Source organism: Pseudomonas sp. GW821-FHT03E01, assembly GCF_059420765.1.
On sequence record NZ_JBWKUI010000005.1, the window covers coordinates 80,080 to 101,999 of the forward strand.

At 59.2% G+C, this 21,920-nt stretch carries 23 protein-coding genes; 12 read left to right on the forward strand and 11 right to left on the reverse strand.

Annotated elements, in window-relative coordinates; translation table 11 throughout:
- Positions 1 to 54 precede the first annotated feature (54 nt).
- On the reverse strand, positions 55 to 564 hold the full coding sequence (locus AC07VO_RS10115) for a DUF1993 domain-containing protein (protein WP_019579999.1): 510 nt from the start codon (positions 562 to 564) through the stop codon (positions 55 to 57).
- A 127-nt stretch (positions 565 to 691) separates the two neighbouring features.
- On the opposite strand from AC07VO_RS10115, the gene AC07VO_RS10120 reads away from it, so the two are divergent.
- Positions 692 to 1,339, forward strand: a complete 648-nt coding sequence (locus AC07VO_RS10120) for a YceH family protein (RefSeq protein WP_018925410.1) — start codon at positions 692 to 694, stop codon at positions 1,337 to 1,339.
- Positions 1,340 to 1,502: 163 nt separating this feature from the next.
- Here the strand turns inward: AC07VO_RS10120 and AC07VO_RS10125 are convergent, their stop codons facing one another.
- Positions 1,503 to 2,321 carry a shikimate 5-dehydrogenase gene (locus AC07VO_RS10125; RefSeq protein WP_086945074.1) on the reverse strand — a complete coding sequence of 273 codons (819 nt, stop codon included), beginning with the start codon at positions 2,319 to 2,321 and terminating at the stop codon, positions 1,503 to 1,505.
- 238 nt (positions 2,322 to 2,559) lie between these two features.
- On the opposite strand from AC07VO_RS10125, the gene AC07VO_RS10130 reads away from it, so the two are divergent.
- The 3 genes from AC07VO_RS10130 to AC07VO_RS10140 all read left to right on the forward strand — a co-directional run bounded on the left by AC07VO_RS10130 (position 2,560) and on the right by AC07VO_RS10140 (position 3,599).
- Positions 2,560 to 2,928 carry a hypothetical protein gene (locus AC07VO_RS10130; RefSeq protein WP_018925408.1) on the forward strand — a complete coding sequence of 123 codons (369 nt, stop codon included), beginning with the start codon at positions 2,560 to 2,562 and terminating at the stop codon, positions 2,926 to 2,928.
- A gap of 192 nt (positions 2,929 to 3,120) precedes the next feature.
- Entirely contained in the window at positions 3,121 to 3,315 is a 195-nt protein-coding gene (locus AC07VO_RS10135; protein WP_018925407.1) for a hypothetical protein, read from the forward strand.
- 101 nt (positions 3,316 to 3,416) lie between these two features.
- Positions 3,417 to 3,599 carry a hypothetical protein gene (locus AC07VO_RS10140; RefSeq protein ID WP_018925406.1) on the forward strand — a complete coding sequence of 61 codons (183 nt, stop codon included), beginning with the start codon at positions 3,417 to 3,419 and terminating at the stop codon, positions 3,597 to 3,599.
- Here AC07VO_RS10140 and AC07VO_RS10145 read toward each other — a convergent pair.
- Positions 3,596 to 4,657, reverse strand: coding sequence for an AI-2E family transporter (locus tag AC07VO_RS10145; RefSeq protein WP_018925405.1), 1,062 nt, complete (start codon positions 4,655 to 4,657; stop codon positions 3,596 to 3,598). The two genes, AC07VO_RS10140 and AC07VO_RS10145, sit on opposite strands and share 4 nt — an antisense overlap.
- 175 nt (positions 4,658 to 4,832) lie before the next feature.
- On the opposite strand from AC07VO_RS10145, the gene trhP reads away from it, so the two are divergent.
- Positions 4,833 to 6,158 carry a prephenate-dependent tRNA uridine(34) hydroxylase TrhP gene (trhP, locus tag AC07VO_RS10150; protein ID WP_064618918.1) on the forward strand — a complete coding sequence of 442 codons (1,326 nt, stop codon included), beginning with the start codon at positions 4,833 to 4,835 and terminating at the stop codon, positions 6,156 to 6,158.
- A 110-nt stretch (positions 6,159 to 6,268) separates the two neighbouring features.
- On the opposite strand, the gene AC07VO_RS10155 is transcribed toward trhP, so the two are convergent.
- A complete protein-coding gene (locus tag AC07VO_RS10155) occupies positions 6,269 to 6,985 on the reverse strand; it encodes a FadR/GntR family transcriptional regulator (RefSeq protein ID WP_007940425.1) in 717 nt (238 codons plus the stop codon).
- A 283-nt stretch (positions 6,986 to 7,268) separates the two neighbouring features.
- Here AC07VO_RS10155 and AC07VO_RS10160 point away from each other — a divergent pair, with 283 nt between their 5' ends.
- The gene (locus AC07VO_RS10160; RefSeq protein WP_026286354.1) at positions 7,269 to 8,615 is read left to right on the forward strand and encodes an MFS transporter; all 1,347 of its coding nucleotides are present in this window, start codon (positions 7,269 to 7,271) and stop codon (positions 8,613 to 8,615) included.
- Positions 8,616 to 8,638: 23 nt separating this feature from the next.
- On the forward strand, positions 8,639 to 9,982 hold the full coding sequence (gene gudD / locus AC07VO_RS10165) for a glucarate dehydratase (RefSeq protein WP_064618924.1): 1,344 nt from the start codon (positions 8,639 to 8,641) through the stop codon (positions 9,980 to 9,982).
- 40 nt (positions 9,983 to 10,022) lie between these two features.
- Here the strand turns inward: gudD and AC07VO_RS10170 are convergent, their stop codons facing one another.
- A complete protein-coding gene (locus tag AC07VO_RS10170) occupies positions 10,023 to 10,901 on the reverse strand; it encodes a LysR family transcriptional regulator (protein WP_018925401.1) in 879 nt (292 codons plus the stop codon).
- 160 nt (positions 10,902 to 11,061) lie between these two features.
- Between AC07VO_RS10170 and ampC the strand changes: the two genes are divergently transcribed.
- On the forward strand, positions 11,062 to 12,216 hold the full coding sequence (ampC, locus tag AC07VO_RS10175; protein ID WP_281253752.1) for a class C beta-lactamase: 1,155 nt from the start codon (positions 11,062 to 11,064) through the stop codon (positions 12,214 to 12,216).
- Between the two features lie 274 nt (positions 12,217 to 12,490).
- Here the strand turns inward: ampC and AC07VO_RS10180 are convergent, their stop codons facing one another.
- The 3 genes from AC07VO_RS10180 to AC07VO_RS10190 form a co-directional block, all read right to left on the reverse strand.
- Positions 12,491 to 12,757, reverse strand: coding sequence for a hypothetical protein (locus AC07VO_RS10180; protein ID WP_007941174.1), 267 nt, complete (start codon positions 12,755 to 12,757; stop codon positions 12,491 to 12,493).
- 16 nt (positions 12,758 to 12,773) lie between these two features.
- On the reverse strand, positions 12,774 to 13,151 hold the full coding sequence (locus AC07VO_RS10185) for a DUF6124 family protein (RefSeq protein WP_018930331.1): 378 nt from the start codon (positions 13,149 to 13,151) through the stop codon (positions 12,774 to 12,776).
- A gap of 641 nt (positions 13,152 to 13,792) precedes the next feature.
- A complete protein-coding gene (locus AC07VO_RS10190) occupies positions 13,793 to 14,338 on the reverse strand; it encodes a DUF4174 domain-containing protein (protein WP_019579989.1) in 546 nt (181 codons plus the stop codon).
- A gap of 164 nt (positions 14,339 to 14,502) precedes the next feature.
- On the opposite strand from AC07VO_RS10190, the gene AC07VO_RS10195 reads away from it, so the two are divergent.
- Complete coding sequence (locus AC07VO_RS10195; RefSeq protein WP_007939410.1) at positions 14,503 to 14,898, forward strand: VOC family protein; 396 nt, start codon at positions 14,503 to 14,505, stop codon at positions 14,896 to 14,898.
- On the opposite strand, the gene AC07VO_RS10200 is transcribed toward AC07VO_RS10195, so the two are convergent.
- Together AC07VO_RS10200 and AC07VO_RS10205 are read right to left on the reverse strand one after the other, a co-directional pair.
- Entirely contained in the window at positions 14,880 to 15,665 is a 786-nt protein-coding gene (locus tag AC07VO_RS10200) for a sulfite exporter TauE/SafE family protein (RefSeq protein WP_018925398.1), read from the reverse strand. The genes AC07VO_RS10195 and AC07VO_RS10200 overlap by 19 nt on opposite strands.
- A gap of 164 nt (positions 15,666 to 15,829) precedes the next feature.
- Positions 15,830 to 16,579 (reverse strand): hypothetical protein, encoded by a 750-nt coding sequence (locus AC07VO_RS10205; protein WP_018925397.1) that lies wholly within the window; start codon positions 16,577 to 16,579, stop codon positions 15,830 to 15,832.
- 248 nt (positions 16,580 to 16,827) lie between these two features.
- Here AC07VO_RS10205 and AC07VO_RS10210 point away from each other — a divergent pair, with 248 nt between their 5' ends.
- From AC07VO_RS10210 to AC07VO_RS10220, 3 genes are all read left to right on the forward strand, one after another.
- The gene (locus AC07VO_RS10210; RefSeq protein WP_064618933.1) at positions 16,828 to 17,976 is read left to right on the forward strand and encodes an aldose epimerase family protein; all 1,149 of its coding nucleotides are present in this window, start codon (positions 16,828 to 16,830) and stop codon (positions 17,974 to 17,976) included.
- A gap of 176 nt (positions 17,977 to 18,152) precedes the next feature.
- Complete coding sequence (locus AC07VO_RS10215; protein ID WP_064618935.1) at positions 18,153 to 18,974, forward strand: aldo/keto reductase; 822 nt, start codon at positions 18,153 to 18,155, stop codon at positions 18,972 to 18,974.
- Between the two features lie 30 nt (positions 18,975 to 19,004).
- Complete coding sequence (locus tag AC07VO_RS10220) at positions 19,005 to 19,475, forward strand: DUF1810 domain-containing protein (protein WP_018925394.1); 471 nt, start codon at positions 19,005 to 19,007, stop codon at positions 19,473 to 19,475.
- Here AC07VO_RS10220 and AC07VO_RS10225 read toward each other — a convergent pair.
- The gene (locus tag AC07VO_RS10225; protein WP_173861184.1) at positions 19,440 to 21,800 is read right to left on the reverse strand and encodes a DNA polymerase II; all 2,361 of its coding nucleotides are present in this window, start codon (positions 21,798 to 21,800) and stop codon (positions 19,440 to 19,442) included. The genes AC07VO_RS10220 and AC07VO_RS10225 overlap by 36 nt on opposite strands.
- Positions 21,801 to 21,920 lie beyond the last annotated feature (120 nt).

Genomic DNA, 21,920 nt, shown 5'->3' on the forward strand with positions numbered 1-21,920 from the left:
CGAAAAAGCCCGCCAAGGCTTACACCTTGGCGGGCTTTTTTGTACCTGGGTGGTTTAGAACGCGCCCATGTAATCGCGCTTGCCCACTTCCACACCGTTGTGACGCAGCAACGCGTAGGCAGTGGTGACGTGGAAGAAGAACTGCGGCAGACCGTAGCTCAGCAGGTAAGCCTGGCCAGTGAAGCGCTTCTCTTTAGGGGTGCCAGGACGGGTCACGATTTCGATGCCTTCCTTGCCGTTGATTTGCTCGGGTTTGATCTCGCCGATGAAGGCCAGAACCTTGGCGATCAACGCTTGCAGTTCGGCGAAGGTGGTTTCGGTATCGTCGTATTTCGGCAGTTCGATTTCAGCCAGACGCGCCGAAACACCCTTGGCGAAATCAACGGCGATCTGCACCTGACGCACCAGCGGGAACATGTCCGGGTACAGACGGGCCTGCAGGAATGCGTTCGGGTCGATGTTTTTCGCGGTAGCGTGGGCTTCGGCCTTGCTCAGGTTGTTGCTCAGGGCGTTGAGCATTTGCTGGAAAACCGGAACGGATGCGGCGTACAGGGAAATAGTCATGGCAGTCTCGTGTGGTGACGGGAGTAAAAAACGTGGAGCGATTATAGCCATGCCGGCGCGCCCTGCGACTTGTCTTTTATCCAGCAAGGATTAGGCTAGGCGGCTCGACTGCCTAGGGAAAAGCGCGATGAGCACTGAACAAGAGACGACCTTCGACGAACCGCGGCTCAACAGCACGGAAATCCGCATTTTGGGCTCGTTGATCGAAAAACAGGCCACCAGCCCGGAAACCTATCCGCTGACCCTCAATGCCCTGGTGATTGCCTGCAACCAGAAAACCAGCCGCGAACCGGTGATGAACCTCAGCCAGGGCCAGGTTGGCCAGAGCCTGCGCGCCCTTGAAGGTCGCGGCTTCACCCGGCTGGTGATGGGCAGCCGTGCCGACCGCTGGGAACATCGGGTCGACAAGGCGCTGGAACTGGTGCCGGCGCAGGTGATTCTGACGGGGCTGTTGTTCCTGCGCGGTCCGCAGACGGTCAACGAACTGCTGACCCGCAGCGGCCGCATGCATGACTTCGAAGATGCCGAACAAGTGGTGCATCAACTGGAGCGTTTGATCGCCCGAGGCCTGGCGCTGTTGATCCCGCGCCAGGCCGGTCAGCGCGAAGATCGTTACATGCATGCGCTGGGTGATCCGGCGGATATCGAAGCGATCCTCGCGGCCCGACAGAATCCGGTGGAACGTGGCACCGGTGGCGGTGTGTCGGTTGAGCGAATCGAAGAGCTTGAAGCGCGGATTGCGGCACTGGAAGAACGCCTGGCGCGCCTCGAATAACCCTTCCCGATGTACCGAGTTCCCTGTGGCGAGGGAGCTTGCTCCCGTTCGGCTGCGAAGCAGTCGCAAGGCCGGCAAACTCGGTGTGCTGACTGCTTTGGGGCCGCTTCGCGACCCAACGGGAGCAAGCTCCCTCGCCACAGGTCCAACCGATAATCGGAATTCAGCTCCGGGCAAACGCCACGGCTTTCTGAAACTGCTCATCGGTCGGTCGCACGCCGGTGTACAACACGAACTGCTCCAGCGCCTGGATGGCAATCACTTCCAGCCCGGTGATCACCCGTTTGCCTTCGGCACGAGCACGCACGATCAGCGGTGTTTCCGAGGGAATCGCCACCACATCGAAAACCGTTTCGGCGGCAGCGATGGCTTCAGGGGGAAACGCCAGTTGATCGGCTTCCAGGCCACCGGTCATGCCGATCGGCGTGACGTTGATCAGCATCTGCGGGCGTTGAGCACCCAGTTCCGCCTGCCATTGGTAACCCAGCGATTCGGCCAGGGCACGCCCGGCGCGTTCGTTGCGGGCCACGATCAAGCCGTTTTTGTAGCCGCCATCGCGCAAGGCACTGGCCACAGCCTTGGCCATGCCGCCGCTGCCGCGCAGGGCAAAGGTCGAATCCTTGGGCACCTGGTGGGTTTCGAGCAACTGGGCGACGGCGATGTAATCAGTGTTGTAGGCCTTGAGGTGGCCGTTGGTGTTGACGATAGTGTTGATCGATTGAATAGCCTCGGCCGATGCATCCAGCTCATCGACCAGCGCGATGCAGGCCTCCTTGAACGGCATCGACACGCCGCAACCCCGAATACCCAACGCACGAATGCCGCTGACAGCCCCCGTCAGGTCCTGACTGCTGAAGGCTTTGTAGTAAAAATTCAGCCCCAGTTGTTCGTACAGATGATTGTGAAACCGCAGGCCGAAATTGCCGGGACGGCCCGAGAGTGACATGCACAACTGGGTGTCTTTGTTGGGGTTCATCTGCATCCGAATCTCCTTCAGTAGCACTTTCAGATGGACGGAATTAACAATTCCACCGGATTGTGGTCGATCATAAGGGTATGTCTGTACCAGACAGCACCGTAAAGAAACCGGTACAGACCTTACACAAAATTTACCCAACGGCTGTGCTGATTTTCAAAAAATTGCTGTCTTAGAAGTATCCCCGCGACAACTTGTGTCTATTGCAGACCCAAGCGCCGGGTCGAAGAACCGAGGACTTATCATGATCCGTAAAATCCCCACAGTAGCCTTGCTGATCGGTGCTCTCGCTATCGCAGGGCAGGCAGAAGCAGGTGGTCGTGGCTGGGAAGGTCCGGCTGTGTTTGGTGCGATCGTCGGCTCGGCAATCATCGGCTCGGCAATTATCGGCCGCGACCGGCCGGTGTATGTAGAGCAACCGGTTTACGCTCAGCCTCAACCGGTTTACGTACAGCCACCGCCCGTTTACTACCAACCGGCGCCGGTCTATGTCCAACAACCGATGTACTACCGCCCGGCACCGATTTATTACGGTCCACCACGCGGCTACTATGGCCCACCGCGCGGCTACTATGGCCATCCCCATGGTTATTACCGTGACGACCGCTGGTAACAGACTCATCAGGCCCCGCCTCAACAGCGGGGCCTTTTTTGTGGCCGCAAGGCGAACGGAGTCTGAATAAATCTCGTCAAGGTCGCTGTCGGGACAGTACCGGCAGGTAAAGTCGGTCATATTTATGTCATGACAGGCCCGCAAGCTTGATCTGTCCATAAACAACAGGTTGATAAAAACAAGGACGACCTCATGCCCACACAAAACCCGCACCGCATTGTCGGCTTGTGCACATCCAGCAAGGTGTACAACGCACTGACCGAGCTCAAGCACCTAGAAGGCCATCGCAGCGCCAAGTTTCTCTCGCTGCTGGCGGAAAACCTGGTGCGCAAAGGCCTGCTCAATGAACAGGAAGTCGTGCATATGCTCGATCAAGTCGTGGACTGATCGCCAACACTCACTGGCATCAATGACGACTATCGAAAGCGTTGATTTTCCACTCAAGCGTCCGATCCGTAAGGTAACCCCACAGATTGATGGAGGTACTTATGGCTCAGGTTCAGATTATGTCCGTTATCGGCAGCGCCGTTCCCGCACCGCTCAGAGCACTGGGATTGCTTGCCTGCTGGTATCTCGTACAGGACGGCGAACCGATCAGCGGCCCGCTCACTTCGCTTCCCGACGCCCAAGCCCTGTCGCAACGTATCGGCTCAGGCCAGCTCAACGCTTAAGGCAGCTGAACCCGCTGTTTGGTATCGACGAAAATCGCCCAGCTCGACATAAACAACGCGGCAATCAACGGGCCGATGACAAAACCGTTCAGGCCGAAAATCGCCAGGCCACCCAGGGTCGAGATGAGAATCAGGTAGTCAGGCATTTTGGTGTCCTTGCCCACCAGAATCGGTCGCAGGATATTGTCCACCAACCCGATCACGAACACCCCGAACAACGCGAGCACCGTGCCCTGCCAGATCGCACCGCTGAGCAGGAAATACGCCGCCACCGGCACCCAGACGATACCCGCCCCCACCGCCGGCAACAGCGACAGGAATGCCATCAACACCGCCCAGAGCAGCACGCTCGGGATATCCAGAAACCAGAAAATCAACCCGCCCAACGCCCCTTGCGTGATCGACACCAGCAAACTGCCCTTCACCGTGGCCCGCACCACCCGATTGAATTTGAGTTGCAAGCGACGCTTCTGGTTATCTTCCAGCGGTATCGCCGCGCGCACTTTGCGCGCCAGTTCAGACCCGTCCCGCAGAAAGAAAAACAGCAGATACAGCATGATGAAAAAACCCACCACGAAATCGAACGTCCCCTGGCCAAAACTGAACGCCTGGGACGCCAGAAACTGACTGCCTTGCATCATGCTCTTGATGATTTTCTCGCGAAGCCCACTCAGTTCACCCATGCCGAAACGATCGAGCAAGTGCTGAAAGTACGGCGGCAAGCTGTGTTTGAACTGCGACACATGCCCGGCAATGTCCAGTTCGCCGCTTTCGATTCGGCCATAAAGCGCCGCGCCCTCCTGAACCAGCAAGGTACTGATGATGATTACCGGCAGGATCGCAATCAGCACACATAGACTCAAGGTGCACAGGGCCGTCAGGTTGCGTGACCAACCGAATCTCAGCTGCAACTGATGCTGCAAGGGCGCAAACAGAATGCCGAGGATGGCCGCCCAGAACACCGCACCGTAGAACGGCAGCAGAATCCAGACGAAGGCAACGGTCACCACAGCCAGCAAGACCATCAGCGAAGTGTTCTGGAGCTTCGTTTCGTTCATGTCCGGTCCATGCCAATGCGCAGAGGCGAAAATTCGCGTCCTTATGTTTAGTCCGCCACGGTTGGCGCGAGTGCCATCTGTTTGTTGGTCAAGCATAGATCCAGATCAATAAACCCCGCGTGCAGGCCGCTTACCCTTGCCGGCTTTTGCGATCGACACTGCCATGACTTGCGCCATGCCACTCATCCCCCCGGAACTGCTCGCCCCTGCCGGCACCCTGAAAAACATGCGTTATGCCTTCGCCTACGGTGCCGATGCGGTATACGCTGGCCAACCGCGCTACAGCCTGCGAGTGCGCAATAACGAATTCGATCACGCCAACCTCGCGCTCGGCATCGCCGAGGCCCAGGCTCAGGGCAAGCGTTTTTATGTGGTGGTCAATATCGCCCCGCACAACGCCAAGCTGAAAACGTTCCTCAAGGATCTGGAACCGGTGATCGGCATGGCGCCGGACGCGCTGATCATGTCCGATCCCGGCCTGATCATGCTGGTGCGCCGGCACTTCCCGCAGATGCCGATCCACCTGTCGGTGCAAGCCAACACGGTGAACTGGGCCAGCGTCGAGTTCTGGCAGCAACAGGGCTTGAGCCGGATCATCCTGTCCCGCGAACTGTCGCTGGAAGAAATCGCCGAAATCCGCCAGCACGTCCCGGCGATGGAGCTGGAAGTGTTTGTGCACGGCGCATTGTGCATGGCCTATTCCGGGCGCTGCCTGTTGTCGGGCTACATGAACAAGCGTGACGCCAATCAGGGCAGCTGCACCAATGCCTGTCGCTGGAAATACTCGGCGACACCGGCCAGCGAAAATCAACTGGGTGAAATCGTCCAGCACCACTCTCCCGAACCGACCCTGGGCCTCGGCACGCCGACCGATCAGGTGTTCCTGTTGCAAGAGGCCAATCGCCCCGGCGAACTGATGCCGGCGTTCGAGGATGAACACGGCACCTACATCATGAACGCCAAGGACCTGCGCGCCGTCCAGCACGTCGAGCGCCTGACACAGATGGGCGTGCATTCACTGAAGATCGAAGGCCGGACCAAATCGCATTTCTATTGCGCGCGCACCACCCAGGTTTACCGCCGCGCGATCGACGATGCGGTGGCTGGCCGAGTGTTCGATCGCAGCTTGATGACTGATCTGGAGTCCCTCGCTCAGCGCGGCTACACCGAAGGTTTTCTACGCCGGCACGTGCATGACGAATACCAGAACTACCAGAACGGCAGCTCGGTTTCAGAGCGCCAACAGTTCGTTGGGGAGTTGACCGGCGAACGCCGCGACCGGCTGGCCGAGGTACGGGTGAAGAATCGTTTTGGCCTGGGCGATCACATGGAACTGATGACGCCCAAGGGCAACTTCCACTTCGACCTGCATCAACTGCAGAACCTCAGGGGCGAGGCGATTGAAGTGGCGCCTGGGGATGGGCACACGGTGTATTTGCCGATTCCGGATGCGGTGGATTTGCGTTATGGATTGCTGATGCGCGATATAGCGCCCCTGTAGGAGCGAGGCTTGCCCGCGAAGAACGATGACGCGTAATACCTGAAAAAACGCGGTGTATTCTTCGCGGACAAGTCGGATCGCCGCACTGCTCGCTCCTACGCACTGACGAATCAGCTGCCGCCCGCCGAAAAGCGGTCGCGGCTGTTGGTCAGGTGCAACCACATGGCTGCCCGCGCCGCATCCGGATCCTGGCGCTTGATGGCGTTGAGAATCGCCTCGTGTTCAAGGTTGGCGAGTTGCCCCAGCTTGCTCAAATCCGCTGACCCGCGCTCGGCGGCATTGACGCGGGTGCGGGGAATCATCGCATTGCCCAAGTGCTGCATGATCTCTGTGAAGCATACATTGCCGGTGGCTTCGGCGATCAGCAGGTGGAAACGTTTGTCGGCCTCGACGCAGCTGTCGTTGTTGGCCAGCAAACTTTGATAGTCATCCAGCGCTTCACGCATCTGCGCCAATTGCTGATCGGTACGACGCACCGCTGCCAGCGCGGCGGCCTGGGTTTCCAGGCCCATGCGCAACTCCAGAATGCTGCGCACCCCCAGCGCGGTATCGACATTCAGCCGCAACCCCTGCTCCGGCGCACGCTCGATGACAAAGGTGCCGATGCCGTGACGGGTTTCCACCAGCCCTGAAGCCTGCAATTTCGAAATCGCCTCGCGCACCACCGTACGGCTGACCCCATGCTCCTGAACAATCGAATTCTCCGAAGGCAGCTTGTCCCCCGGCAGCATCTGGCCGAGCAAAATGCTCTGGGTCAGCTTGGCCACCAGATCATGGGCCAGGTTGTGAGCGCGCTTGCGGGCGGGTGCGTCGATGTCTTCTTGCATGGTGATTATCCGTAAGGCAGGGCTATCCGGATCGTAGCACCGGAATCGATTGGAATCCCCAGAAAACAGCCTCAAACTTGTATGACAACACTCAACAAATTCACCATTCGAACACCATCACAACCCCACACCCGACCCAAAAAAGCATAGAAATCATCCGACAAATAGCCATTTTATTGGACTACAGTGCTTGTCGAATCGAAAAATTCAGTTGTATGATGTCTATCAACATCGCAATACCCAGCCACACCCCGCATAAAAATAACGAGTGGGAGAAAACGAAGTGAATACATCCATATCCGGGATGAACGATGGCGCCGATTCGGTCCTGAAGTCCGCCATCTCGAAAGTGAAACGCCACGTCCTGCCGCTGTTCGTGATCATGTTCATCGTCAACTACATCGACCGGGTGAACATCGGCTTCGTCCGCGCCCACATGGAACATGACTTAGGGATTGGCGCTGCCGCCTACGGCCTCGGGGCCGGTCTGTTCTTCATCGGGTACGCGCTGTTCGAAGTGCCCTCCAACATCCTCCTGCAAAAAGTCGGCGCGCGAATCTGGCTGACCCGCATCATGCTGACTTGGGGCCTGGTGGCCGCCTGCATGGCGTTCATCCAGAACGAAACCCACTTCTACATCCTGCGTTTTCTGCTCGGCGTGGCTGAAGCCGGGTTCTTTCCCGGGGTGATCTATTACTTCACCCGCTGGTTGCCCGGTGTGGAACGCGGCAAGGCGATTGCGATCTTCCTCAGCGGCTCGGCGATTGCTTCGCTGATCTCCGGCCCGCTGTCGGGGCTGCTGCTGCAAATCAACGGTTGGGGCATGCACGGCTGGCAGTGGATGTACTTCATCGAGGGCATGTTCTCGGTCGGGTTGTGCGTGTTCGTCTGGTGCTGGCTGGACTCCAAACCCCACGACGCCAAATGGCTGACCCTGGCTGAACAGGACGCGCTGGTCAAAGCCATCGATGACGAACAACTGGCCCGCGAAGCCGCGACGCCGATCAAACCGTCGCTGGGCACACTGCTCAAGGACCGCCAGATCATCCTGTTCTGCCTGATCTACTTCTTCATTCAATTGACCATCTATGCCGCGACCTTCTGGCTACCGAGCATCATCAAGAAAATGGGCGACCTGAGCGACATCCAGGTCGGCTTGTTCAACTCGATTCCGTGGTTGCTGTCGATCGTCGGCATGTACGCCTTTGCCTCGCTGTCGGGCAAATGGAAGCACCAGCAAGCCTGGGTCGCCACTGCCCTGCTGATCGCTGCGGCGGGAATGTTCATGTCCACCACCGGCGGGCCGATCTTCGCCTTCGTTGCGATCTGCTTCGCCGCATTGGGTTTCAAATCGGCTTCGTCGCTGTTCTGGCCGATTCCCCAGGCGTACCTGGATGCGCGGATCGCTGCCGGCGTGATCGCGCTGATCAACTCGGTGGGCAACCTCGGCGGCTTCGTGGCGCCGACCACCTTCGGTTTGCTGGAAGAGCACACCGGTTCAATCCAGGGCGGGCTCTACGGCCTGGCCGCCACCTCGATCATCGCCGCGATCATCGTCTTCGCCGCGCGCAATAAACCGAAACCCGCACCGGCCGTTGCACTGGGCAAACCAGCGCCGAATCACGCTTGAATATTGGTTGAAAGGACAAAAAAATGAACCCACAAGAAGCCGCAAAAGCCCCGATCATCACCAGCATGCAGGTTGTGCCGGTGGCCGGCCACGATGGCATGCTGCTCAACCTGAGCGGCGCCCATGGCCCGTTCTTCACCCGCAATATCGTGATCCTCAAGGACAACGCCGGTCACACCGGCGTCGGCGAAGTACCCGGTGGCGAGCGCATTCGCCAGACCCTGGAAGACGCGCGCGCACTGGTGGTCGGCAGCCCGATCGGCACCTACCAGAAGATCCTCAATCAAGTGCGCCAGACCTTCGCCGATCGCGATGCCGGCGGTCGCGGTTTACAAACGTTCGACCTGCGCATCACCATTCACGCGGTCACCGGCCTGGAAGCGGCCCTGCTCGACTTGCTTGGCCAGCACCTGGACGTGCCGGTCGCCGCTTTGCTCGGCGAAGGCCAGCAGCGTGATGAAGTGAAGATGCTCGGCTACCTGTTTTACGTCGGTGATCGCAACGAAACCGATCTGGCTTATCGCGATGAACCGGATGCCGACAATGACTGGTTCCGCGTACGTCACGAAAAAGCCATGAGCGCCGACGCCGTGGTGCGCCTGGCGGTCGCCGCTCACGCCCGCTATGGCTTCAAGGACTTCAAACTCAAGGGCGGCGTGTTGAGCGGCGACGAGGAAATCGAAGCGGTCACGGCCCTCGCCGAGCGCTTTCCCGATGCGCGCATTACCCTCGATCCGAATGGCGCCTGGTCGCTCAAGGAAGCGATCCGCCTGTGCCGTGATCAGCATCATGTTCTGGCTTATGCCGAAGACCCCTGCGGGGCGGAAAACGGTTACTCGGGCCGCGAAGTCATGGCTGAATTTCGTCGTGCCACGGGCCTGAAAACCGCGACCAACATGATCGCCACCGACTGGCGGGAAATGGGCCACGCGATCCAGCTACAGTCGGTGGACATTCCTTTGGCGGACCCGCACTTCTGGACCATGCAGGGCTCGGTGCGGGTAGCACAGATGTGTCACGAGTGGGGCCTGACCTGGGGCTCGCATTCCAACAACCACTTCGATATTTCCCTGGCCATGTTCACCCACGTCGCGGCCGCCGCGCCGGGCGAGATCACAGCCATCGACACCCACTGGATCTGGCAGGACGGCCAGCGCCTGACCCAGTTACCGCTGCAAATCGTCGACGGCTGCGTGCAAGTACCGAAAAAACCTGGCCTGGGGGTTGAGCTGGACATGGATCAACTGGCCAAGGCCCATGAGCTGTACCAAGGCATGGGGCTCGGCGCGCGGGATGACAGCGTGGCGATGCAGTTTCTGATTCCGGGATGGAAGTTCGATAACAAGCGGCCGTGCCTGGTGCGCTAAACCTCTGGAAACACCGCTCCCACAAGGAGTGGTGTTTCCACTATTTCATCTGGGCCGTTTGCAGCAGCCAGCCCCGGAACGCAGCCATCGCCGACGTTTCGGGACGCGACTGCAAGCGGGTCAGCCAGTAGCTGCCGGTGGTGATCCCGATGGCGAACGGTTGCTCGATTGCGCCCGCCGCCAGTTGCCGGGCAAACATCAGCGGTGGCGCCAATGCCACACCTGCACCTTGCAACGCAGCCTCCATCATCGCCAGCGAGGAATCGAAGACGATGCTCCGGGGCAGCACGGCATGGGCCGAAAGACCGGTCGCCTGAAACCACTCCGGCCACTCATCCGTGCGATAGGAGCGCAACAGCGTTTGCTGCAACAGATCCTCTGGCGCCTGCAATTGCCGGGCGATCTCCGGCACACAGAGCACCGACAGTGGTGCCTCGATCAACCGCACCGCTTCAATCCCATGCCACGCCCCCGCGCCAAAGCGGATGGCGTAATCCAGGCCTTCAGCGGCCACATCCACCCGGTTGTTATTGGTCGACAGGCGCAAATCTATGTACGGATGTTTCTTCTGAAAATCCGCCAATCGCGGCAACAGCCAACCGACCGCGAACGTCCCCACGGCGCCCACCGTCAACACTTCACGAAAATGCCCACCCTCGAAACGCTCCAGGGTTTCGGCAATCCGGTCGAAGGATTCGCGCAATACCGGCAGCAGGGTTTCACCTTCGCTGGTCAGCATCAGGCCGCGGGGCAGGCGTTTGAACAAAGTCACGTTAAGCTGGGCTTCAAGACTTTTGACCTGATGGCTCACCGCCGCCTGCGTGACGCACAACTCCACGGCCGCCCGGGTGAAACTCAAATGGCGCGCCGAAGCCTCGAAAGCACGCAACGCATTCAGCGGCAAATGAGGTCGAATCATGCCAGCCCCCAAAATTTTCTAATGGCTCATCCGAAATATCGTCGTTTGCCGGTCTTCGCCAAACTGCCTAGATTTGGCTCGCCCAACAGCGGACCGCCTTTAAAAACCGCTCGGAGTGTAGCGGTTAACACCACGAACAATCATGGACAGCGTCTCAATCATGCGTAAAAAAAATCAGAAGAAACTCATATCCTACAGCGCTTTCGCACTTCTCCTCGGTGCCAGCCACAGCTTTGCTGACGAGCGCATCGAAACCATCGTTAAAGCCGCCATCGAACCGGTGATGCAGCAACAGAAGATCCCCGGCCTCGCGATCGCAATCACCGTCCATGGTCAGCCGCATTACTTTAACTACGGCGTGGCCTCGAAAGAAAACGGTAAAGCCGTCACCGAAAACACCCTGTTCGAGATCGGTTCGGTGAGCAAAACCTTCACCGCCACCCTCGCCGCCTATGCCCAGGCGAGCGGCAAACTGTCCTTGTCGGACAACGCCAGCCAGGTACTCCCGGCCTTGCGCGGCAGCGCGTTCGATAACATCAGCGTGCTGCAACTCGGCACCTACACCGCCGGCGGCCTGCCCCTGCAATTCCCTGGCGAGGCAGACCGTCAGGACAAGATGCTCGGCTATTTCAAGCAGTGGAAACCGACCTACGCCGCCGGCACTCATCGCCAGTATTCAAACCCCAGCCTCGGGCTGTTCGGTTATCTGGCAGCCCAGAGCATGGGGGCGCCGTTCGATGAGCTGATGGAGAAAACCTTGCTGCCGAAACTCGGCCTCAAGCACAGCTACCTCAAGGTGCCGCAGGATCAGATGGCGCTTTACGCCCAGGGTTACAGCAAGGATGACAAGCCTGTGCGGGTCGAGCCGGGTGCGCTGGATTCCGAAGCGTACGGCGTGAAAACCAGCGCCGCGGACCTGCTTCGCTATGTTGAGGCGAACATGAATCCCGCGTCGCTGGAAAAGCCTTTGCAGCAAGCCATCGCCAGCACTCACACCGGGTATTACCGGGTTGGCGAGATGACTCAAGGGTTGGGATGGGAGCTCTACAACTACCCGGTGACGCTCGACACCCTACTGGCCGGCAACTCGTCGCAGATGGCGCTTGAGGCCCATGAAGTCCGGTGGCTGACCCCGCCACAACCTCAACGCGACACCGTGCTGATCAACAAAACCGGCTCAACCGGCGGCTTTGGCGCCTACGTCGCTTTTATCCCGGCGAAGGACATCGGCATCGTGATCCTGGCCAACAAAAACTACCCGAACCCGGAGCGGATCAAAATCGCCTACCAGATTCTGAGTGCGCTGACCAAATAGCCGAGGGCGACGCCCCGTAGCAGCTGCCGAGCCTGGAAATAATTGGCCGGATTGGCACAGAACCTGTGGCGAGGGAGCTTGCTCCCGCTGGGCTGCGCAGCGGCCCCAAACCAGTCACCGCGGTACATCAGATAGGCCTAGGGTGCAGGGTTTACGACTGCTACGCAGCCGAACGGGAGCAAGCTCCCTCGCCACAATGGATCACCAAGTTTCAGATTTCCGTTGGTAAACAAAATGGGCGACCTGTTGAGGTCGCCCATTTTCGTTACTGCATTTAAATCTGTGCCTGCAATCGTCGCCCGATCACATCCATCAAATCACAGCCGTCGCGCAGCGGAATCGCCAGCACCCGCGCGAAGTCCTGCAACAGCAATGCATCGCGGCTGATCCCCTCGCCGATGGAGAGGGTTTCCAGTAGTTGAGTCACGCTTCTGATGCGGTAGGCCGCCGTGTCATGCAACACATCCACAGGTGCTTCGGTATCAATCAGCAACGACGGGATTTTGCAGTCGATGCCCGTTATCGGCATGTATCGAGCCATAACTGAACCTCCCTGATCAATGTTGAGTGCCTGGCTGAACTGCAGTTGCGCCTTCGGGCGGATCGATAGTGTCCAGTGCGCGGTTCACCAACAATTCGGCGACTACCGCCAACTGCTGAATCGTCAGCGCCACGTTGCGGTTGGAGCTTTCCAGCTTGCAGGCCAGATCGGTGATCAGGACATTCAGGGACGCGAGGGTTTCGCAGGCGTGGCTTAGCAGGGTTTCTGTGTGGACACCGGGGACGATGGTGAAGATGTGGCTGATCGGGTCGGCGCGCCTGGGGTTACGTAAGCGAGCGCTGATGGCGGGTTCGGTCACTTCGGAAAGTTCGACGGGATCTAGGGAATCATCATCGGCTTGGGTTTCGGGAGGGTTAGGCGTTTGTTTCTTCATATGGGAAGTACTCTGTTGAGTTTCAGGGGGAGCTACCCATCTCACTTCCACATGAGGGTGGCAGCTGTACGCAGGTGTGGAAGACCAGGGAAACTCACCAAAACCCGGCGCACCCGAAGGTGCTCCCGCGCACAGCCGCCATAACGCGGCAATGTTGACATAAAAAATGTCGCCATGCGCTTTACAAGCGTTGGAAAGTATCTCTGACCACGGACTTCCACATCCGACCACTGATTTTGCAGCGGCAGAAGAAGGTTATCCGGGCAGTCGACGGGGCGATAGTTCATGGAATGCGCTACGTCTTGCAGGAAATGTCCGACGCAAACGAAGGCGCAGACTTAACGTCCTAGGACGCCCCAATTCCGTAGCAGCTGCCGAGCCTGGAAATCATTGGCCGGATTGGCACAGAACCTGTGGCGAGGGAGCTTGCTCCCGCTGGGCTGCGCAGCGGCCCCAAACCAGTCACCGCGGTACATCAGATAGGCCTAGGGTGCAGGGTTTACGACTGCTGCGCAGCCGAACGGGAGCAAGCTCCCTCGCCACAATGGATCACCAAGTTTCGGATTTCCGTTGGCAAACAAAATGGGCGACCTGTCGGGTCGCCCATTGGGGTAAGCCTTCTCACCACTACTCAGCTCAATTCAATCATCCGGCTGCTCAGCCGGCTTGGCGGGCTTCGCCGGTTTGCCTTTGGTGCCTTTAGCACCTTTGACCGGTGCGACTTCAGCCACCGGCGCTGGCACCGGTACTGTTGCTTCCTTCTCGGCCGTCGGCAGCTGGTCGACGGTGTTGAATATCTCTTTCAACTCGACCGCATCCGACTGCTCAAGCTTCTTTTCGCCATCCTTGCCGATCAGGATGATTTTGCTCTTCGCCCCGGCGCCCAGCTTGAGTGAGCGGATCAACGCCATCGTCGATTGCGGGTCGAGGTCTTTGCCGTCCCGTTGGCCCATCGTATTGATCACGGTGTACAGCACCATGTTTCGATCGGTGAAGCCTTTGCGGTTGGCAGAGTCGTCCAGTGACTTTTTCAGGTTGAGCCAAACCGGGTCCACCGAACTGGGCGCGATGACTATCAGGGGACGAGCCCGGCCCACGTCTTTAACCAGAGGGGAATCGTCATCGGCGGCAAATGAAGGACCGACGAAAGCCAACAGGGTAGCCAGGGTCAAAGACCTGATGAGCATGCGCATCTCCTTTTGATATCCACGCTCTAATGATTGCGCATCGCGGTGATCGTTCCGGGCGATGCACCGCGATTGTGTTCCGCCTTGCCCAAGCTTAGGTCAGGGCGGTCATTGCGCAACAGCCTGAGCTAATCTCATAGCTGATTCATCGTGAGGGTTTATCCATGAGCGCTCAGCTGAACCACACCATCGTCTGGTGCCGTGACAAACAGGTTTCGGCACGCTACCTGACCGACCTCCTCGGCCTGCCCGATCCCGAGCCGTTCGGGCCGATGCTGGTGGTCAAGTTTGATAACGGGGTGTCGCTGGATTTCTACAACAACGACCCGCCCATCGCGTCCCAGCACTATGCGTTCTTGATTGGAGACGACGACTTCGATGCGGCCTTCGCTCGCCTGCAGGCGATCAAGCAGCCGTGGTGGGCCGACCCCGGTAAGCAGCGGCCCAACGAGATCAACGATTACGCCGGTGGCCGGCGGGTGTATTTCGATGACCCGGACGGGCATCTGCTGGAGATTTTTACTCGGGAAGCGGTATCGGATCAGAACGCCAGTTTATAGCCGATCAGCACCAGCATCGTGGCCAGGCACGGACGCAGCAGTTCGTCGGAGATGCGCCCGGTCAAATGGCTGCCCAGGTAAATCCCTGGCAGCGAACCGACCAGCAAGAAGCCCAGGACGTGCCAATCCATATTGCCCATGCTCGCGTGGCCCAGGCCGGCGACCAGGGTCAGGGGCACCGCGTGGGCGATTTCGGTGCCGACCAGGCGACGAGTGGGCAGCAGCGGATACAGAATGAACAGCGCAACGGTGCCCAGGGCGCCAGCGCCGATGGAGGTCAGGGCCACCATGGTGCCTAGCACCAGACCGGTGATCACGGTCAGTGCATTCAACCGGGAACCGCTGGGGTTGTAGTGACCGCCCGCCCGTTTGTGAGCGAAATCGAGCAAGCGTTTCTTGAAGAAAATCGCCAGCGCCGTGGCGAACAATACGAAGCCCAGCGCCTGTTTGATGACGGCGTTCATCGCCTCGGGCGAGGTCTGCAAAGTGCTCAGGAACCACAGCGTCAGGGCTACCGCCGGCACGCTGCCGAGGGTCAGCCAACCAGTGATTGCCCAGTCGATGTTCTTGTTCTTGCGATGAACCAGCACACCACTGGATTTGGTAATGGCCGCGTACAGCAAATCCGTGCCCACCGCCGTGGCCGGGTTAACGCCGAACCACAGCAGGATTGGCGTCATCAACGAACCGCCCCCAACACCGGTCATGCCGACAATAAAGCCGACCACCAGACCCGCTACGACCAACCCGAAATTACCGAAATCCATTAATACGCCCAGAAATTCGCAGGAAACAAACCGGTCAGCAGCATAGCGATTTTTCTTATAACCACATATATCGATGCGGTCTATCGTTATGCCAATTCACCGATTTGAAACAGCGACTCCCCACTCAATACCAACCCCACAAGAATTGCGCTTTATCCGACATCTCACTGCACCGGCAAAAAATTCAGGAACAGCAGACTCTGGGCGTAGTTCAGGCCGATCCGCCGGTACCGCTCATCGAGCATCTGGGTCAGCAGGTCCAGTCGCGCGACGATTTTGCCGAACTCCACGGCAAAACTCAGGTTGCTGCCCTCCTCCGAAATTTCGTTGGAGAACAGCAAAGGCTCGCCTTGCCTGTTTTGCCGCTGGCTCAAGATCCAGGTGGCTTTTTCGATGTTGCGCGCGGCATTGCTGACGAAGGTCGGGTTGAGCGCATCCGTCATGTAGAACTCCAGCCGATTGCCATGGGCCGTCACCAGCATGCTGCCAATCGCATAGATGAATGCGCCGACCCGGTCACCGAGGAATTCCGGGCTCATGGCGAAGCTCAGCGCCGCGAGGTCTTTTTTGCCGCCGAGGGTGGGCAGCGGCTCTTGCTGTTCGATGGCCATGCGCACCTGTTTTTCTGCGGTGCCGACATCGAGGAAGCCAGATTTTTTCAGCTCCTGCGGGTTGCGCAGGTAGAGCTTGTTCATCAGCAGGTAGAGGCTTTCGAGGTTGTCGCGCATCGTCAGGGTCGCCATGCGGTCGACGCTGGTCTGGAGGAGTTCCTGGGGTTTGCCATCGCGAAACTGGCTGATGACATCGTTGCCCGGCTGATGGCTGCAACCACTGGCGAGGAGCATCGACAGGCTAATCAGCAGCAAGCAATGACGGCGAATGTGCAGGGTAAAACGGGGTAAAACTCGAGCCATGGGTTCTTGAACTTGGGCATGGGCCGGCAGTGGGGATCGCCGCGGGCTGGCCAAGGATAGAACCGTGAAAGCTGAAAAAGTGCAGTGCCGGTGGTCCGTAAGCTCTGGTCACCATGAAAGCGATCTCTTATTAGTCATACTTTTAATTGCAATGTTCAAGACATAAGCTATAAATCCTTCCTTGATCGCACTTAAACACGATCATTAGTATGACTACTTCTTAAAAACAACAAAAAGGAAGGTCAACCATGCTTCAATCCCGACACCTGCTCTCCGGCCTCGGACTGTCCCTGATGATCGCCACCCTCTCCGCTCACGCCACTGGTTTGTCCAGCGAACAAAAAGCCTTCGGCAAAACCAATGACGGCACGCCCGTCGAGCAATACATTTTGCGCAACAGCCATGGCCTGCAGGCCACGGTCATTACTTACGGCGGGATTCTCCAGTCGCTGAAAGTGCCGGATAAAAACGGCAAGCTTGACGATGTGGTGCTCGGTTTCGACGACGTGCAGGGTTATCAAAGTGGCACGGCGTTTTTCGGCGCGACCATTGGCCGCTTCGGCAATCGCCTGGCCAACGGCGCCTTCGAGCTGGATGGCAAGCGCTTTCAAGTGCCGCTCAACGACGGCAGCAATTCGCTGCACGGCGGGGCCCAAGGTTTCGACAAGCGGGTGTGGAAAGCCGAACCGAGCAAGGGCAAGGATTCGGTGGGCGTGACGCTGACGTACCTGTCGTCGGATGGCGAAATGGGTTTCCCCGGCAACCTGAAAACCGAGGTCACCTACAGCCTCACCGAGAACAATGAGCTGCGCATCGACTACAAGGCCAGCACCGATAAGCCCACGGTGCTGAACCTGACCAACCACAGCTATTTCAACCTGGCCGGCGCGGGTAACGGCGATGTGCTGAAGCAGCTGGCGACCTTGCACGCCGCCCATTACACGCCAGTCACCGGCAAACTGATCCCCACCGGTGAACTGGCCCCGGTCGCCGGCACGCCCATGGACTTCACTCAACCGACCGCCATCGGTCAACACATCAAGGCCGATCACCCACAGTTGAAATTCGCCGAACCGAAACAAGGCGGTTTTGACTTCAACTGGGTGCTGGACGCCAAGGGTGACCTGGGCAAACTCGCCGCCGATGTCAGCGATCCGCAATCCGGCCGTCGCTTGCAGCTCTACACCACCGAACCTGGCGTACAGTTCTACACCAGCAACTTCCTCGACGGCTCGGTCAAGGGCAAGGCCGGCAAGATTTACCCGCATTGGGGTGCCTTTACTCTGGAAACCCAGCATTATCCGGACTCGCCGAACCAGCCGAGCTTCCCGTCCACGCGGCTGGATCCGGGCAAGACCTATGCCCAGACCACCGTGTTCAGGTTCTCCGCCCGGTAGATCAAAAGATCGCAGCTTTCGGCAGCTCCAGGGGGCTGGATACACCCGTGATATCGCGGGTGTGCCCCGCCCTCGCAGGAGCTGCCGCAGGCTGCGATCTTTCATGATGACGACGGAACCACCCTGCTATTTTGCTGCCAACTGTAGTATCGATCGGACTTCGACAAGGAGGATTCATGCGGACTCTTGAGCTGGCCGGCCGCCCTGTGCCGGTCATCGGCCAAGGCACCTGGCACATGGGAGAGGAACGCTCCCGACACACCAGGGAAGTTGCAGCGCTGCGCCTGGGTATCGAGTTGGGCATGACCCTGATCGACACCGCTGAGATGTACGCTGAAGGGGGCGCCGAAGAGGTGGTGGGTGAAGCCATCACAGGCCTGCGCGACCAGGTTTTCCTGGTGAGTAAGGTCTACCCTCACAACGCCAGCCGCAGAGGCATCCCCCAGGCTTGTGAACGCAGCCTGCGGCGGTTGAATACCGATTACATCGATCTTTATCTGTTGCACTGGCGCGGCGAGTATCCCCTTGAGGAAACCGTCGAGGCCTTCGAACGCCTGCGCGAAGACGGCAAGATTGGCCGTTGGGGCGTGTCCAATTTCGATCTGGATGATCTGGAAGAGCTGGCCTCACCGGCCTGCGCCACCAATCAGGTGCTGTATAACCTGGAAGAGCGCGGCATCGAATTCGATCTGCTGCCCTGGAGCCAACGGCAAAAGATGCCGGTGATGGCCTACTGTCCGATCGGCCAGGGCGGACACATGCTGGCCAATCCAATACTCAAACAAGTTGCCGCCCGTCACGAGGCGACACCCGCGCAGGTAGCGCTGGCATGGATTCTGCGTCAGAACGGAGTGATCGCCATCCCCAAAGCGGTCCACCCCGAGCATGTGCGGCTCAACGCACAAGCGGCGCAATTGCGTCTGGAGGCTGGGGATCTGGAGGCGCTGGACCAAGCGTTTCGCGCGCCACAACGCAAGCAGCGGTTGGCCATGGTCTGAGCCATCGCGGATCTATCAGAGGGCATCGGCATGAGAAGTACCGATCAGCTCGACTCTTTCAATTTGCCACGCTTCGTCCAGGCGCAGGATCCTGTGTTCGAGTGGGTTCAGGATGAACTGCGCGCCGGCCAAAAGCGCCGACACTGGATGTGGTTCATCTTTCCGCAGTTTGCCGGATTGGGTGACAGCGAAATGTCCCGCTACTTTGCCATTCGCTCCAGTGAAGAGGCCGCGGCGTACCTCGAGCATCCGTTGCTGGGGCCGCGCTTGCGCACCTGCACGCAATTGGTGCTGGATGCTCCTCAACGTTCGATCACCAAGATTTTCGGGCACCCCGACAACCTCAAGTTTCATTCATCGATGACGCTGTTCGCCCAGGTTTCGCCAAAAGGCAGCCTGTTCCATCAGGCGCTGGATCAGTACTTTCACGGCATACCGGATGACTGGACGCTGTCGCTGCTGGACTCAAAACAGGCCCAGCTGCCCCCCAATCAGCGTTGAGAAATCGTCATCCACGAACGGCAGGATGGCATCCGCCACCGGTTGCAGCTGCCGGGTGATGTAATGGTCGTAGTCGATCGGCGTGCTGCGCACTTCCAGCGGCTCGGGGCCAGCAACCGTGATCACGTAACGGATCCAGCCGCCGTTGTGATACTGCCGCGGCCGCCCCTGTTGGTCGTTGTAGTCATCGGCGATCCGCGCGGCCCGCACATGGGGCGGCACATTGCGCTGATAGTCATCGAGGGGCCGACGCAGGCGTTTGCGGTAGATCAGGCGCTCATCGAACTCACCGGCCAACGTCTTGCGCACATAGTCACGCACGTAATCCTGATAGGGCTTGCGGTTGAAGATGCGCAGGTACAACTCCTGTTGGAATTGCCGGGCCAGCGGCGACCAGTCGGTGCGCACGGTTTCCAGGCCTTTGTAGACCATCTCGTCGGAGCCATCGGCACGGGTAACCAATCCGGCATAGCGCTTCTTGCTGCCCTCCTCGGCACCGCGAATGGTCGGCATCAGAAAGCGTTTGTAGTGGGTTTCGAACTGCAACTCCAGGGCACTTTCCAACCCGTACTCCTGCTTCACATGCTCGCGCCACCATTGGTTGACGTGGTCCACCAGCGCGTGACCGATCTGCGCGGCTTCGGCCTGACCATGGGGGCGACGCAGCCAGACGAAAGTCGAGTCGGTATCGCCGTAGATCACCGCGTGGCCCTGAGCTTCGATGAGTTGGCGGGTACGCAGCATGATCTCGTGCCCGCGCAGGGTGATGGACGAAGCCAACCGGGTATCGAAGAAGCGACAACCGCTGGAACCCAGTACACCGTAAAACGCATTCATGATGATTTTCAGCGCCTGGGACAGCGGCGCGTTGTGTTCGCGCTTGGCGGTTTCGCGGCCTTCGGCGACTCGGGCGACAATGGCCGGCAGGCAATGCCGGGTCCGTGAGAAACGTGCGCCGCGAAAGCCTGGCACCGACTCGCTGTCGTCAGGATGCTTGAGCCCCTCGATCAAGCCCACCGGGTCGATCAGGAAGGTGCGGATGATCGACGGATAGAGGCTTTTGTAGTCGAGCACCAGCACCGACTCGTATAACCCCGGCTGCGAATCCATGACAAAACCGCCGGGGCTGGCCTGCGGTGGTTTATTGCCAAGGTTCGGTGCGACGAAACCCTGGCGGTGCATCAACGGCATGTACAAATGGGTGAACGCCGCTACCGAGCCGCCGCTGCGATCCGCCGGCAATCCGGTGACGCTGGCGCGCTCCAGCAGGAAAGTCAGCAACTCGGTCTTGGCGAAGATTCGCGTCACCAGTTCGCAGTCCTTGAGGTTGTACTTGGCCAGGGCCGGTTTGTCCTCGGTGAACATGCGATTGATTTCATCCATGCGCTGGTACGGGTTGTCGATCGACTTGCCCTCGCCCAACAGGGTTTGCGCGACGTTTTCAAGGCTGAACGAGGGGAAGCTCCAGGTGGCCGAGCGCAACGACTCGATGCCGTCGATGATCAACCGGCCGGCAGCCGAGGCGAAATAATGATTGCCGCTGCCGTGCTCGCGCCACTGCATTTCTTCGCCGCCACGCCCCAGCTTCAAAGGCACCGCCAGGCGCCGGGCATGTTCGTGCAGGACGCGCAGGTCGAACTGCACGACGTTCCAGCCGATGATGGCGTCGGGGTCATGCCGGGCGAACCACTCATTGAGTTTTTTCAGCAGCAGGGTTCGCGAATCGCAGTATTCGAGCTGGAAATCCACCCCACTGTCATCACCATTGGGCGACCCGAGCATATACACCTGACGCTCGCCGCAGCCTTCCAGGGCGATGGAGTACAACTCGCCCTGGGCGGTGGTTTCGATGTCCAGCGAGACCAGCCGCAGGTTCGGCCGATAGCCGGGGGCGGGTTTCATTTGCGCGTCGAGCAGCAGGCCGTCGGCGCCAGCCGTGCCACCGAACAAAACCGGCGCGGTGATGAACCGCTCCATCATGTAGCGTTCCGGCGGGCGGATGTCGGCTTCAAACACCTCGACGCCTGATTTGCGCAGTGCGGTTTCCAGGCGCATCAGCTGGCCGTGCTGCTGGCAATACAGGCCCAGCACCGGGCGGTGCTCGAAGTCCAGCAGCGCCAACGGCCGCAGTTCAACGTTCTTTTCGCCGCGCAACACCGCTTCGGCTTGCTCGCGCATGGCCTGTGGAATGAACGCGACCGACGGTTGATGCGGCAGGCGGATGCGCCGGGGACCGGCATCGGTCGCCAGCCAGAACTCGACTTCGGTGCCGGCCGGGGTATCGCGCCAATGCCGGGTCAGGACGAAGCCCTGCTGTAAATCCACCACTGCGACCTCAACGATTTGATTCAAGGGGTGATTCTACGCGTCATTGGGCAACCGTGTGGATGCGTTGGGATAGGTGCGTCCCTTGTCACCTGTCATATCTGACAGGTTACACACCCC